12 protein-coding genes are annotated in these 14,223 nt (G+C 69.5%); 6 read left to right on the top strand and 6 right to left on the bottom strand.

The features are described from left to right. The first annotated feature begins 258 nt into the window (after positions 1 to 258). The 4 genes from AB0N07_RS01620 (at position 259) to AB0N07_RS01635 (ending at position 4,051) form a co-directional block, all read left to right on the top strand. Positions 259 to 1,803: a circularly permuted type 2 ATP-grasp protein gene (locus AB0N07_RS01620; RefSeq protein WP_365830946.1), complete on the top strand. Its 1,545-nt coding sequence runs from the start codon at positions 259 to 261 to the stop codon at positions 1,801 to 1,803. Next, positions 1,800 to 2,732 carry an alpha-E domain-containing protein gene (locus tag AB0N07_RS01625; RefSeq protein ID WP_365830948.1) on the top strand — a complete coding sequence of 311 codons (933 nt, stop codon included), beginning with the start codon at positions 1,800 to 1,802 and terminating at the stop codon, positions 2,730 to 2,732. The genes AB0N07_RS01620 and AB0N07_RS01625 overlap by 4 nt, the downstream gene beginning before the upstream one ends. A gap of 1 nt (position 2,733) precedes the next feature. Further along, on the top strand, positions 2,734 to 3,588 hold the full coding sequence (locus AB0N07_RS01630; protein WP_365830950.1) for a transglutaminase family protein: 855 nt from the start codon (positions 2,734 to 2,736) through the stop codon (positions 3,586 to 3,588). A 202-nt stretch (positions 3,589 to 3,790) separates the two neighbouring features. After that, positions 3,791 to 4,051 (top strand): hypothetical protein, encoded by a 261-nt coding sequence (locus AB0N07_RS01635; protein ID WP_365831166.1) that lies wholly within the window; start codon positions 3,791 to 3,793, stop codon positions 4,049 to 4,051. A 6-nt stretch (positions 4,052 to 4,057) separates the two neighbouring features. Here the strand turns inward: AB0N07_RS01635 and AB0N07_RS01640 are convergent, their stop codons facing one another. The 6 genes from AB0N07_RS01640 to AB0N07_RS01665 all read right to left on the bottom strand — a co-directional run bounded on the left by AB0N07_RS01640 (position 4,058) and on the right by AB0N07_RS01665 (position 10,876). Then, positions 4,058 to 5,173: a substrate-binding domain-containing protein gene (locus AB0N07_RS01640; protein ID WP_365830952.1), complete on the bottom strand. Its 1,116-nt coding sequence runs from the start codon at positions 5,171 to 5,173 to the stop codon at positions 4,058 to 4,060. A gap of 382 nt (positions 5,174 to 5,555) precedes the next feature. Beyond that, a complete protein-coding gene (locus AB0N07_RS01645) occupies positions 5,556 to 6,002 on the bottom strand; it encodes a helix-turn-helix transcriptional regulator (protein WP_351472885.1) in 447 nt (148 codons plus the stop codon). Positions 6,003 to 6,007: 5 nt separating this feature from the next. Then, positions 6,008 to 7,183, bottom strand: a complete 1,176-nt coding sequence (gene dnaJ / locus AB0N07_RS01650; protein WP_365830954.1) for a molecular chaperone DnaJ — start codon at positions 7,181 to 7,183, stop codon at positions 6,008 to 6,010. 57 nt (positions 7,184 to 7,240) lie between these two features. Continuing rightward, positions 7,241 to 7,906 carry a nucleotide exchange factor GrpE gene (grpE, locus tag AB0N07_RS01655; protein ID WP_365830956.1) on the bottom strand — a complete coding sequence of 222 codons (666 nt, stop codon included), beginning with the start codon at positions 7,904 to 7,906 and terminating at the stop codon, positions 7,241 to 7,243. Beyond that, positions 7,903 to 9,747 carry a molecular chaperone DnaK gene (gene dnaK, locus AB0N07_RS01660; protein WP_266957944.1) on the bottom strand — a complete coding sequence of 615 codons (1,845 nt, stop codon included), beginning with the start codon at positions 9,745 to 9,747 and terminating at the stop codon, positions 7,903 to 7,905. The genes grpE and dnaK overlap by 4 nt, the downstream gene beginning before the upstream one ends. Before the next feature lie 94 nt (positions 9,748 to 9,841). Beyond that, positions 9,842 to 10,876, bottom strand: a complete 1,035-nt coding sequence (locus tag AB0N07_RS01665; RefSeq protein WP_365830959.1) for an MraY family glycosyltransferase — start codon at positions 10,874 to 10,876, stop codon at positions 9,842 to 9,844. Between the two features lie 205 nt (positions 10,877 to 11,081). On the opposite strand from AB0N07_RS01665, the gene AB0N07_RS01670 reads away from it, so the two are divergent. Both AB0N07_RS01670 and AB0N07_RS01675 read left to right on the top strand, forming a co-directional pair. Continuing rightward, entirely contained in the window at positions 11,082 to 13,364 is a 2,283-nt protein-coding gene (locus AB0N07_RS01670; RefSeq protein WP_365830961.1) for a (Fe-S)-binding protein, read from the top strand. Between the two features lie 240 nt (positions 13,365 to 13,604). Beyond that, positions 13,605 to 14,192: a TetR/AcrR family transcriptional regulator gene (locus AB0N07_RS01675; protein ID WP_365830963.1), complete on the top strand. Its 588-nt coding sequence runs from the start codon at positions 13,605 to 13,607 to the stop codon at positions 14,190 to 14,192. Positions 14,193 to 14,223 lie beyond the last annotated feature (31 nt).

The raw sequence follows: 14,223 nt of genomic DNA on the forward strand, positions 1-14,223 counted from the left end.
CCCACCCCCGGTTCCACCGTCTGTCGCAGCGCAACTATGCGCGGCCCGGACCAGCTCCGCAACACGGCTCGGCCCGAAGCGAGCGGCCAAAACCCCCCATACGTCCGGCTATTTCCGGCCCTCCGCCGGGCGGCTTGCAACAACCTGACGGTGCTGCGCACTGAGGGACACGGGCACACCCGCGGAACGACTGCCCGCGCAAGCTCGCGGAAATGCGCCAGTGATCACCTCGTTACACCCCGCCTCTAACGTCCCCTCATGGCGGACATATTTGACGCGTACGCGTTGGCCGACGCGTGGGACGAGATGTTTGAGCGGCCGGGTGAGGTCAGGACCGCCTACGAGCCGGTGCTGGCAGCGCTACAGCCCATCGAGCCGAGTGAACTCAGGTTCCGGGCCGACCAGATGGCCAGAGCCTTCACGGACCGCGGCGTGACCTACGCCTTCGCGGGCGAGGAGCGGCCCTGGCCGCTCGACCTGGTGCCGCGCATCCTCGACGCCCTCGAATGGGATCTCATACAACGCGGGGTGAGCCAGAGAGTCAGGGCCCTTGAGGCCTATCTCGCCGACGCCTACGGACACGCCCGCGCCTTCGAGGACGGCGTCGTGCCCTGGCGGCTGCTGCTCAACTCCCCGCACTTCCACCGGGCGGCACAGGGCGTCGAGCCACCGGGCGGCGTCCGCATCCATGTCGCGGGCATCGACCTCGTACGCGACGAGGCCGGGGACTTCCGGGTGCTCGAGGACAACGTACGGGTGCCCAGCGGGGTCAGTTACGTCATCGAGAACCGCCGGGCCATGACCCGGATCTTCCCGTCCCTCTTCGCCGAACAGCACGTCCTGCCCGTCGACGGCTACTGCCACCGGCTGCTCGCCGCCCTGCGCGCCGCAGCGCCCGACGGTGTGCAGGACCCACGGGTCGTCGTCCTCACCCCGGGCCCGAGCAACGCCGCCTACTTCGAACACGCCCTGCTCGCCCGGCTGATGGGCGTGCAGCTGGTCGAGGGGCACGATCTGGTGTGCCGCAGCAACCGCGTGTGGATGCGGACCACGCGCGGCGAGGTGCCCGTCCATGTCGTATACCGGCGTCTGGACGACGACTTCCTCGACCCGCTCCACTTCCGGCCCGACTCGGTGATCGGCTGCCCCGGCATCATGGGCGCCGCCATGGCGGGCAACGTCACACTTGCGAACTCCGTGGGCAACGGGATCGCCGACGACAAGCTGCTCTACACCTACGTCCCGGATCTCATCCGCTACTACCTCTCCGAAGAACCGATACTTCCCAATGTCGAGTCCTACCGGCCCGACGAGCCGGGGCAGTTGGAGGCGGTTCTCGACCAGATCGACCAGCTGGTCATCAAGCCCGTCGACGGCGCCGGAGGGCAGGGCATCGTGATCGGCCCCAAGGCCGACAAGGACACCCTCGAACGCACTCGCAAAGCCGTCACCGCCGACCCGCGCGGCTTCATCGCCCAGCGGCCCGTCGCCCTGTCCACCTCCCCCACCCTCGCGGGCGAGCGCATGGCGCCCCGTCACATCGACCTCAGGCCGTTCGCGGTGAACGACGGCAACGATGTCTGGGTGCTTCCCGGCGGGCTGACCCGTGTCGCCCTCCAGGAGGGCAACCTGATCGTCAACTCCAGCCAGGGCGGCGGCTCCAAGGACACCTGGGTGCTCGCGGAGGGCCCCGCCGAGCAGCCGGTGCCCGAACCGGCCGCCGTGCTGCCCTCCGTCGCCCCGCGCCGGCTCGGACCCGACGGCACCCGTGCCGTCGTACAGGAAGGGGCCCAGCAGCAGTGAACGACGTGATCCTGTCCCGGATAGCCGAGGCCCTGACCTGGACCGGCCGCTACGTCGAGCGCGCCGACGCCACGGGCCGCATCCTCGACGCGTATCTGCACCGGCTGCTGGAGGACCCCTGGCGCGACGAGGACGCGGCCTGCCGGTCGCTGTACGCGATCCTCGGCATGGACGCGGGAGCCGGGGCCTGCGACATGCAGCAGGTCCTGGACCAGCTGGCCTTCGACGCCCGCTCGACCGGCTCCATCGAGGGGGCGATCGGCGCCGCCCGGCTGAACGCACGCAGCGCCCGTGAGGCCATCTCCTCCGAGATGTGGGAGTGCCTCAACTCCACCTGGCACGCGCTGGCCGACCAGCGGATGGCGGCCCGCCGTACCGGCCCGTACGCCTATCTGGAGCTGGTGCGCCGCCGGGCCGCGCTCTTCTTCGGGCTCGCCGACTCGACCATGAGCCGGGACGACAGCTGGCGATTCGTGGTGCTGGGGCGCAGCCTGGAGCGGGTGGACATGACGGTACGGCTGCTCTCGGTGCGCGTACTGGACGCCGTGCACGCGCCCGACTGGCCGACGCTGCTGAGCGCTTCGGGCGCCGACGAGGCGTATGCCCGTGTCTACAGCGGTTTCGGCGACACCCCGCGCGTGGCCGAATTCCTGCTCCTGGACCGGGACTTCCCGCGCTCCGCGCTGCATGCGCTCACGACCGCGGAGGAGTGCCTGACGGCGCTCGGCCGCCCCCGCCAGGACCCCGCGCGCCGCCCCATCGGCCGGCTCCGCACCCGCCTCGAATATCTGGACACACACGCTCTGGAGAACCAGCTGCCCGCGCTGCTGAGCGACCTGCAGCAGGCCTGCATGGCGTCCGCGGACGCGGTGGCCGAGCGGTTCTTCCCGTACCAGGGGCCCATCGAGTGGGCCCAGGAAGGAGCGTGAGATGACCGCCGAACGCGTACGCCGCCTCCGTATCGAGCACACCACCCGGGTCTCCTACGCCCAGCCCGCGGCCTCCTCGCACAACGAGGTCCGCATGACCCCGCTGACACTGCCGGGCCAGACCACCCTGGACGCGCGGGTCACCGTCAACCCCACCGCCCCCACCTGGTCGTACTGGGACTACTGGGGCACCCAGGTCACCGGCTTCGACCTGATGGACCCGCACGGCGACCTCACCATCACCGCCTCCAGCCTGGTCGAGACGTCCCCGCCGGAGGCGCTGCCGCCCGCGCCCACCTGGGCCGAGGTGGCCGAACGCATCGCGACCTCCCGGCTGTTGGAGTTCGCGAGCCCGACCGGCCGTACGACGGTCCCGGCGAAGCTCGTGAAGAAGGCGCGGAAGGCGGCGGCCGGGCTCGATGCGCACGGGACGGCGGTCGCGGTCTCCGCCCTGGTCGCCGACCGGGTGTCGTACCTGCCGGGCGCCACCAGCGTGAACACCTCGCCCGCGGAGGCCTGGGAGCAGGGCGCGGGCGTCTGTCAGGACATCACCCATCTCACCGTCGCGCTGCTGCGGGGCGTGGGGCTGCCGGCCCGTTACGTCTCCGGCTATCTGCACCCGGAGCGGCAGGCCGAACTGCACCGGCCCGTCGCCGGGCAGAGCCACGCCTGGATCGAGTACTGGGCGGGTGACTGGTGCGGCTACGACCCGACCAACCGCACCCGCGCCGACGAGTCCCATGTCGTGGTGGCCCGCGGCCGCGACTACGACGACGTCACCCCGCACAAGGGCATCTACCGGGGTGTGGCGGGCGGACCGCCGGACGTGTCGGTGGTGTTCACGCGGGTGGGGTGAACCCCTGCCGTGCCGCTATCGGGGCGCCTGCCGTACGTACGACGCGAACCTGGCCGGCCCGGGTTCGGGTCGTCCGTGCGGCGGGCGAAGGAGACGGCGTAGCGCGGCGGGTTCTCGGCGAAGTGACGGATGACGACCCCGGGCGGGCAGAGTTTGCGGGCGCGGCCGTGTCCATAGCCCGGGCAGGCTCGACCAGTGGACCCTGCCGGCCCGCGCCCGGGCGCGGGACTCCACGAGCTTCGTGGTCGGCTGCGACCAGGCCGGTCCGGGCGAGACCGAGGACGGTGGTGCGGCGCCCACGGGCGTCGGCGACAGCCTGGTCGTCTCACCGCTCGGCGAGGTCCGCGCCCGGCTGGGCCCGGCACCGGACTTCACCTGCGTGGACCTCGACCTGCGGGAGGTGGGCCGGGCGAGGCGGGCGGTGCCGGTACTGGCCGGCGGACGGCCGGTACCGGTGGCCTGAGGACTGCTACCTGAGGCCGATCGCCGAGCACTCCGACGAGTACTTCGACGTGCAGATCTGCGAGATCTTGTAGATGCCGTCCGCGACGACCGTCGACTTGATGTTCTTCCTCGTCAGCGCGGTCACGGTGACGAGCTGCGCGGGGATGCCCTTGTTGGTGGGGCTGTCGACGGTGTCCTGGGTGAGGGCGTCGAACTCGATCTCCTTGCCCTGCACCTTGGCCACCGCCATCTGCGCGGCCGCGGCGGCCTCCTGCGGGTACGACTTGTACACGCTCATGTACTGCTCGCCCGAGACGATCCGCTGCACGGCCTCCAGCTGCGCGTCCTGCCCGGTGAGCGGCGGCAGCTTCGTGACGCCGGCGTTCTCCAGGGCCGTGACGATGCCGCCCGCCATGCCGTCGTTGGCGGAGTAGACGGCGGCGATGTTGTTCTTGCCGATCGCCTCGATGGCCGCCTTCATGTTGGCCTGGGCGTTCTTCGGGTCCCAGTCCTTGGTGTCGTACGACTTGGCGATCGTCACCTTGCCGTTGAGCTCGGACAGTGCGCCCGCCTTGAACTGCTTGGCGTTCGGGTCGGTGGGCGAGCCGTTCATCATGACGATCTTCTCGGAGGTGTCGGCGTTGCTGCCCAGCGCCTCCAGCAGGGTGCGGCCCTGGACCTCGCCGACGAGTTCGTTGTCGAAGGAGATGTACGCGTCGATCGGGCCCTCGGCCAGCCGGTCGTAGGCGATGACCGGGATACCGGCGTCCTTCGCCTTCTTCACCTCACCGGCGATGGCGTGCGAGTCCACGGCGTCCAGCAGGATGATGTCGACCTTGTCGTCGATCATCTTCTGCATCTGGGCCGCCTGCTTGGCCGCGTTCTGGCCGGCGTTCTGGTAGTCGACCTTGCCCTGCTGCTTGGTGAGCGAGGCGACCTGCTTCTTGATGATGGGGTAGTCGAATTCCTCGTACCGGGTGTTGGCCGTCTCCGGCAGCAGCAGCCCCACGGTGACGTCGTTGCCCTTCGTGGGGCTCGCCGAGCTGCTGTCCCCCGACACGTTCAGCACGCCGCAGGAGGAGAGCGACAGAGTCATCGTGGACGCTGCCACGGCGATGGCGGTACGACGCGTGGAACGCATGGAGGAGCTCACTTCTGGTGTCTTTCGGACGCGGGCGCAACTTGCAACCCAGGTGACTGAAAAGCCAACGCGGAGCGGCCCCCGGGCGTCAAGCGCAACTACTTAACGAGTGCGCAACGCAACACTCCGCCGACCATGTAAAGGCATGACGGAAACGCCTCCAAAGGTTCTTTACGGACTCTCCATGCAACCGCAGGCAATCGGCAGGCAAAGATCCGTACAACCAACCCGATTCCCCACGAGTCGTGATCACGGCAGCCTGAAACGGCCGTTCCCCTCTCGGCCAGGAGACCGAACAGTCCCGGCCAGACCACCGCACCGGACGCCGGCATACGGAAGGGGCCCGGAGGTTCAGCCTCCGGGCCCCTTCGTCACACGTACGTCAGTCCTGCTGCCGCTTCGGCCGCCACACCACCAGCGCGCTGGTCTGCTGCACCTCCTGGTACGGGACCAGATCGCGGCGGTACGACGCGTGCACCGCCGCCTCGCGCTGCTGCATCGCCGCCGCCGCGCCCTCGACCGCCGCCTGGAGTTCGGCGACGCGCTGCTGCAGCGCGGCGACCTGGTTCTCCAGTTCGATGATCCGCTTGATGCCCGCCAGGTTGATGCCCTCGTCCTGCGACAACTGCTGGACGGTGCGCAGCAGTTCGATGTCACGGGCCGAGTAGCGGCGGCCGCGGCCGGGAGTGCGGTCGGGCGAGACCAGGCCGAGGCGGTCGTACTGGCGCAGGGTCTGCGGGTGCAGGCCGGAGAGCTGGGCCGCCACCGAGATGACGTAGACCGGGGTTTCCTCGGTCAGCTCGTACGGGTTGCGTCGACGGCCGTCCATCGTGGTCATGCTCCCTTCGCGGCCTTGAACAGCTCCGCCCGCGGGTCCTCGCCCGCGGTCGCCTCGCGATACGCCTCGAGTGCGTCACGAGCCTTCCCCGTCAGGTCCGCCGGGACACTCACCTCGACGGTGACCAGTAGGTCGCCGCGGGTGCCGTCCTTGCGGACCGCGCCCTTGCCGCGGGCGCGCATGGTGCGGCCGTTGGGCGTGCCCGGAGGCAGCTTCAGGGTGACGGGCGGGCCGCCCAGGGTGGGGACCCTGACCTCGCCGCCGAGCGCCGCCTCCGCGAACGTCACCGGGATGGTGACGGTGAGGTTGTCGCCCTTGCGGCCGAACACGGGGTGCGCGTCGACATGCACCGTGACGTACAGGTCGCCCGCCGGACCGCCGCGCTCGCCCGGTGCGCCCTTGCCGCGCAGGCGGATGCGCTGGCTGTCCGACACCCCGGCGGGGATGCGGACCTGCATGGTGCGCGAGGACTTGGCGCGTCCGGAGCCCTTGCAGACCTCGCAGGGGTTCTCCGCGATCAGGCCGCGGCCCTTGCAGTCCGGGCAGGGGTCGGTGAGCGAGAAGCCGCCGCCGGAGCCCCGCGCGACCTGTCCGGTGCCGACGCACGTCGGGCACACCCGCGGGTTGCCGTTCGCGTCGCCGGTGCCCGAACAGGCCTTGCACGGTGCCTGCGAGGACATGCGCAGCGGGACCGTCGCCCCCTCGATCGCCTCGGTGAAGCTGAGGCTGACCTCGGTGTCGATGTCCTGGCCGCGCCTGGGCTGCACCCGGGTCGTACCGGAGCCGCCCCGGTTGAACAGGCCCCCGAAGACGTCACCGATTCCGCCGCCGAAGCCTCCGGAACCCCCGCCCTGGGCGCCGCCTCCGAAGAGGTCGCCCAGGTCGAAGTTGAAGGAGCCGCCTGCGCCGCCCGGCCCGGGGCGGAAGCCGCCGTTGCCGAAGAGGGCGCGTGCCTCGTCGTACTCCTTGCGCTTCTTGGGGTCGCCGAGTATGTCGTTCGCCTCGGAGATCTCCTTGAAGCGCTCCTCGGCCTTGGCGTTGCCCTTGTTGGCGTCCGGGTGGTTCTCGCGGGCGAGCTTCCGGTAGGCCTTCTTGATCTCGGCCTCGGTGGCGTCCTTGGGGACGCCGAGGACCTTGTAGTAGTCCTTCTCGATGAAGTCCTTGGTGCTCATCCCCGACGCCCCTCCTCTCTCATCGATACAGCGGTCGGTGCTGCGACCGGTCCGAGCTCAGCCCTCGTCCGGGCCACCGCTCTCCTTGTCGTCGGCCGTCTCCGCGGAGTCCTGGGAGTCCGCCTTGACGGTCTGCGCCCCCGGCTGGGGCTCGGCGACGGCCACCCGCGCGGGGCGGATGGTGCGCTCGCCGAAGCGATACCCGGGCTGCAGAATCGCCACGCACGTCGTCTCCGTGACGTCCGGCGCGTACGAGTGCATCAGGGCCTCGTGGATCGTCGGGTCGAAGGGCTCGCCCTCCTTGCCGAACTGCTGCAGCCCCATCTTCGCCGCGACGGTCTCCAGCGACTCCGCGACGGACTTGAATCCGCCGACGAGTTCGCCGTGGTCCCGGGCGCGGCCGATGTCGTCGAGCACGGGCAGGAGCTCGGTCAGGAGGTTCGCGATGGCGATCTCCTTGACCGTGATCCGGTCCCGCTCCACCCGGCGGCGGTAGTTCTGGAACTCGGCCTGGAGCCGCTGGAGGTCCGCCGTGCGCTCCTCGAGCGCCTTGCGCACCTGGTCCAGCTGGGCCGTCAGACCGGCGATCTGTGCACTTGCGTCCCCGGCCGGGGCCGCCCCCTCCCCCGAGGAGGGGGAGGCGGCCTGCGGCTCGGCGTCGTCGGGGGTGGCGCCGGAGGGGACGTCGGGCTTCTCGTCGAAGCCCGGGGTCTCCTCCGTCACGCGGCACCGTCCTTGCGCTCGTCGTCCACGATCTCGGCGTCCACCACGTCGTCGTCGGCCTTCGGGGCCTCGGCACCCGCGGCGCCGCCGGCGGCGGCCTGCGAGGCCTGGGCGTCGGCGTACATGGCCTGGCCCAGCTTCTGCGAGACGGCCGCGACCTTCTCGGTGGCGGTGCGGATCTCGGCGGTGTCCTCGCCCTTGAGCGCGGTCTTCAGCTCCTCGACGGACGCCTCGACCTCGGTCTTGATCTCGCCGGGGACCTTGTCCTCGTTGTCCTTGAGGAACTTCTCCGTCTGGTAGACCAGCTGCTCGCCCTGGTTGCGGGTCTCGGCGGCCTCGCGGCGGGCGTGGTCCTCCTCCGCGTACTTCTCGGCCTCCTGGCGCATCCGGTCGACCTCGTCCTTCGGCAGCGAGGAGCCGCCGGTGACGGTCATCTTCTGCTCCTTGCCCGTGCCCAGGTCCTTCGCGGTCACGTGCATGATGCCGTTGGCGTCGATGTCGAAGGCGACCTCGATCTGCGGGACACCGCGCGGGGCCGGCGGCAGACCGGTCAGCTCGAACATCCCGAGCTTCTTGTTGTACGCCGCGATCTCGCGCTCGCCCTGGTAGACCTGGATCTGCACGGACGGCTGGTTGTCCTCGGCGGTGGTGAAGATCTCGGACCGCTTGGTCGGGATCGTCGTGTTCCGCTCGATGAGCTTGGTCATGATGCCGCCCTTGGTCTCGATGCCGAGGGACAGCGGGGTCACGTCGAGGAGCAGGACGTCCTTGACCTCACCCTTGAGGACACCGGCCTGCAGGGCGGCGCCGATGGCGACGACCTCGTCCGGGTTGACGCCCTTGTTGGCGTCCTTGCCGCCGGTCAGCTCGCGAACGAGCTCGGCGACGGCGGGCATACGGGTGGAACCGCCGACGAGGACGACGTGGTCGATCTCGTTGATGGAGATGCCCGCGTCCTTGATGACGTTGTGGAACGGCGTCTTGCAGCGCTCCAGCAGGTCGGCCGTCAGCTGCTGGAACTGAGCCCGGGTGAGCTTCTCGTCCAGGTGCAGCGGGCCCTCGGCGGACGCGGTGATGTAGGGCAGGTTGATCGAGGTCTCGGTGGACGAGGACAGCTCGATCTTGGCCTTCTCGGCAGCCTCACGCAGACGCTGCAGGGCCATCTTGTCCTTGCCGAGGTCCACGCCGTGACCGCCGGCGAACTGCTTGACCAGGTAGTCGACGATGCGCTGGTCCCAGTCGTCACCACCGAGGTGGTTGTCGCCGTTGGTGGCCTTCACCTCGACGACGCCGTCACCGATCTCCAGCAGGGACACGTCGAAGGTGCCGCCACCGAGGTCGAAGACGAGGATCGTCTGGTCGTCCTTGTCGAGGCCGTACGCGAGCGCCGCCGCGGTCGGCTCGTTCACGATGCGCAGGACGTTCAGGCCGGCGATCTCGCCGGCCTCCTTCGTCGCCTGACGCTCGGAGTCGTTGAAGTAGGCCGGGACGGTGATGACCGCGTCGGTCACCTTCTCGCCCAGGTAGGCCTCGGCGTCCCGCTTCAGCTTCTGCAGGATGAACGCGGAGATCTGCTGCGGGTTGAAGGGCTTCCCGTCGAGCTCGATCTTCCAGTCCGTGCCCATGTGGCGCTTCACGGAACGGATGGTCCGGTCCACGTTCGTGACCGCCTGGCGCTTGGCGACCTCGCCGACGAGCACCTCACCGTTCTTCGCGAAGGCGACGACGGACGGCGTGGTCCTGGCACCCTCGGCGTTGGTGATGACGGTGGGCTCGCCGCCCTCCAGAACGCTGACGACGGAGTTAGTCGTGCCCAGGTCGATGCCGACCGCACGTGCCATGGTGAATTCCTCCAGCTGACTTGAGTGGAACGGACTCAAGTGTGCACGACACCCGGCGATGGGTCAACAGACCTGAGTCGGACCGACTCAACTCTTATCCGTTCCTTACACGCAATGGGCCGCTGACCTGCGTCGATTGTGTGGGCACGGACCGTCGGAGACCGTAGACAGGCACCCGAAGGAGCATGAGTACGACGACGAGTGCCACCGCTCCAACCCAGTAGACGCCGGACAGGGCGGTCCACCCGATGTGCATGAGCACCCCGACGAACACCCCGGCGAAGGCGCCGATTCCGGGCAGCACGGTCGCCCCCTGTGGAGTCAGCCCCAACCGCCGCAGCCGGTGGGCGACATGGTCGGGTCCGCCGCGCAGCAACGGCCGCCCGGCCAGCCGCCGCGACAGGACCACGAGGAGTACGTCCGCACTCGCCAGGGCGGTGAGCGAGAACAGCACTCCCGCACTGGGGGCGAGCGCATAGCCCGCCCGGGTGAACACGGCCGACGCGGCGAGCAGGAACCCCGTGAACAGCGACCCGCACGCGCCGAGCCCCATGCGCGCGGGCGGCCAGTTGTGCATGAGGAACCCGGTCAGCGCGGCGGCCAGCACGCTCAGCAGCACCGCGAGCCCGTCCATCAGCTCGGCCGCCGCACAGGCCCCGACCCCGAAGGCGGTCAGCACCCCGACGGTCCCCGCGAGAGCATCCGCGTGGTCGAGCGCCTTGAACCCGATGGCGACGAAGACGATCCAGCCGACGGCGAGCAGCCCGGCCGGCACTCCGGTCTCCTCGTACGGCACCACACTGGCCGCGGCCACGGCCGTACCGGCGACGAGGACCCGCGCCTTGACCCGCCCCACGTCCGCGACGAGCCCGAGCGCGGCGACGGCGCCGCCCGCGACCAGCAGGCGCCCCACCCCGGCACCGAGGGGCGCGACGCCGGTCCGGTCCATGGCCACCGCCACCGCGCAGGTGGCGAGCACCACGGCCAGACCGCCGAGCAGCGGCACGGGCCGCTGCCGCTGCCGTCTCCGCTCGACGACGCCGAGGCGCAGTGCGGGCACCCGCAGCAGTGCGGTGAGCACGGCGGCGAGCAGCAGGGCGGTGGTGGCGGCGGCGATCCCGTATAGCACGGGTCTAAGTTAGGCGCAAATGTACCAATTTGGCATGAATAACACGATCGCATCGTCGCAGGCCTGGTCGCAGCCTTAAGGCAACCCTCAGCGACACAGATCACCGCCCGCCCGGTTACAGTGCGACGGAGGATGGGGGTAGTCTCGATCGGACTACATAAGTTACCGCTTAGTAATGACCCTCGCAGTCCCGAGGAGCCCCCAAATGCAACTCGCCGCGATCATCGTGTCGCTGGTGCTGACCGTGGTCGGCGTTGCGCTGCTCGCACGCGCCATCGGTCAGTTCGTCCGGTACTTCAAACTGGGCCAGCGGGTGCCCGCCGGCACCCGGACCGACAACCCGTACGCGCGCAGCGTGACCCTTGTCAGGGAGTTCCTCGGCCACACGCGGATGAACCGCTGGGGCATCGTGGGCTTCGCCCACTGGTTCGTGGCGGTCGGCTTCCTGACGCTGCCGCCGACCCTGGCGCAGGCCTTCGGCCAGCTCTTCCAGGCCGACTGGACACTGCCCATCGTCGGCGACTGGCTGCCGCTGGAGATGTACACCGAGTTCATCGGCGTGATGACGGTCCTCGGCATCGTCGTACTGATGACGATCCGCCTGCTGAACCTGCCCTCCCGCCCCGGCCGCAAGTCCCGCTTCGCGGGCTCCAAGTCGGGTCAGGCGTACTTCGTCGAGTACGTCATCCTCACCATCGGCCTCGCGATCTACGTGCTGCGCGGCCTGGAGGGCGCGATCCATCACGTGGACGGCTACGACGCCTCGTACTTCGCGTCGTACCCGCTGGTGGTGGCCTTCAAGGGGCTCTCGGTCTCCGCGCTGCAGAACCTGATCTACCTGGTCGCGATGATCAAGATCAGCACCTCGTTCATCTGGATGATCGTGGTCTCGCTGAACACCAACATGGGTGTGGCCTGGCATCGCTTCCTGGCCTTCCCGAACATCTGGTTCAAGCGCAACGCGGACGGCTCGACGGCTCTGGGCGCCCTGCAGCCGATGACCTCGGGCGGCAAGCCGATCGACTTCACCGACCCCGGTGACGACGACGTCTTCGGCGTCTCCCAGGTCGAGCAGTTCTCCTGGAAGGGCCTGCTGGACTTCTCCACCTGCACCGAGTGCGGCCGCTGCCAGTCGCAGTGCCCCGCCTGGAACACGGGCAAGCCCCTCTCCCCCAAGCTCCTGATCATGTCCCTGCGCGACCACGCGCATGCCAAGGCGCCCTACCTGCTCGCGGGTGGCGGCAAGTCCATGGAGGGCGAGGAGAAGGCGTCCGAGGAGCAGCTCAAGGACGTCCCGGCCGCGGCTCTCGCCGAGGCCGAGCGCCCGCTGATCGGCACCGCCGAGGAGAACGGCGTCATCGACCCGGACGTCCTGTGGTCCTGCACCACCTGCGGCGCCTGCGTCGAGCAGTGCCCGGTGGACATCGAGCACATCGACCACATCGTCGACATGCGCCGCTACCAGGTGATGATCGAGTCCGCGTTCCCGTCCGAGGCGGGCACGATGCTCAAGAACCTGGAGAAGAAGGGCAACCCCTGGGGCCTGGCGAAGAAGCAGCGCCTGGAGTGGCTCAAGGAGGTCGAGTTCGAGGTCCCGGTCGTCGGCCAGGACATCGAGGACCTCACCGAGGTGGAGTACCTGTACTGGGTCGGCTGCGCGGGCTCACTGGAGGACCGTGCCAAGAAGACCACCAAGGCGTTCGCCGAACTACTGCACATCGCGGGCGTCAAGTTCGCGATCATGGGCGGTGACGAGAAGTGCACCGGTGACTCCGCCCGCCGCCTGGGCAACGAGCCCCTGTTCCAGGAGCTCGGCATGGAGAACGTCATGGCGCTGAACATGGCGTTCGGCGAGGAGCTCGACGACGACGGCAAGGTGGTCCCGGAGTCCGCCAAGCCGAAGTCCGCGAAGAAGATCGTCGCGACCTGCCCGCACTGCCTGAACACGATCGGCAACGAGTACCCGCAGCTCGGCGGCGACTACGAGGTCATCCACCACACCCAGCTGCTGCAGCACCTCGTCGACGAGGGCAAGCTGGTCCCGGTCACCCCGGTCGAGGGCATCATCACGTACCACGACCCCTGCTACCTGGGCCGCCACAACAAGATCTACACGCCGCCGCGCGAGATCATCGCGAACGTCCCGGGCCTGCGCAACGAGGAGATGCACCGCCACAAGGAGCGCGGCTTCTGCTGCGGCGCCGGCGGTGCGCGCATGTGGATGGAGGAGCGGATCGGCAAGCGCATCAACAACGAGCGCGTCGACGAAGCTCTTTCGCTGAACCCGGACATCGTCTCGACGGCCTGCCCGTTCTGCCTCGTCATGCTCACGGACTCCGTGAACGGCAAGAAGAACGAGGGCAAGGCCAAGGAGTCGATCCAGGTGGTGGACGTGGCCCAGCTGCTCCTGGAGTCGGTCAAGACCCCGGTGGACCCGGCAGGCGAGGAGGCGTCGGAGAGCGCACCGGAGCCGGAGCCGGTGAAGTAGTCCTCAGGACAGCCACGGCGCCCCGTCTCTTTCGAGGCGGGGCGCCGTAGTGCGCGGTCAGTGCGTGGAGATCGTACGGCGTCCAGCTCATCCGCCCAGCCGCCGCCCCCGGCTCTCCGCGACGCGCAGTACCCGACGGCCTGAGCGGGACCCCTTCCCAAGAAAAACTGTGACACTTTCAGGGAAACCGACACACATTTCCCGGACACCCACCCCGCCCCCGGCACCACACTCGCGGGAATGAGCACCGTCACCGTTCACCGCGCGGTTCTGGACGCGCTGGCCGAGCACGGGCCGCGGCGCGTCGGCGTGACGCACATCGCCCGCCTGGCCGACACCAACCGCCCGTTCATCTACCGGAACTGGCGCAGCCCCCGGGCGTTGCTCGAAGAAGCCACACTGCACGAGCTCCGACGCGTACTGCACAGGGCCCGCGAGGTGCCCGGGGGGCCGCTGTCCGAGAACTGTCTCGCCGTGCGCACGGTGGTCCGGGCCGCGGGCCTGTTGCGCGGCCACCCGGTCGTGCGGGCCATGGCAAGGACCGATCCGGCACTGACGTACGCCGCCGTGCTCCACCCGACCACGGCCTGGCACCAACTGGCCTGGCACTGGTTGAGCGACCACGTCACCGGTCATCTGCCCCGGGGCGCCGAGCAGGACTCCGTCACACTCGCCGTACTCACCGCGGCCCTGCCGTACGCACTCGTCCCCTCAGGGAACCCGCAGGAGTCAGCCGCTGAGAACGCGGCCGTGGACCGACGACTCGGCCAGGTCCTGCACGCCTGCCTGGGCGTCCCGCTCAACTGCCCCGCGTGCGAACCCTCGTAGACGAACAGGCCGGGGCCGACACCCCATGACG

This window comes from Streptomyces sp. NPDC051172 (genome assembly GCF_040682555.1).
Lineage (GTDB): Bacteria > Actinomycetota > Actinomycetes > Streptomycetales > Streptomycetaceae > Streptomyces.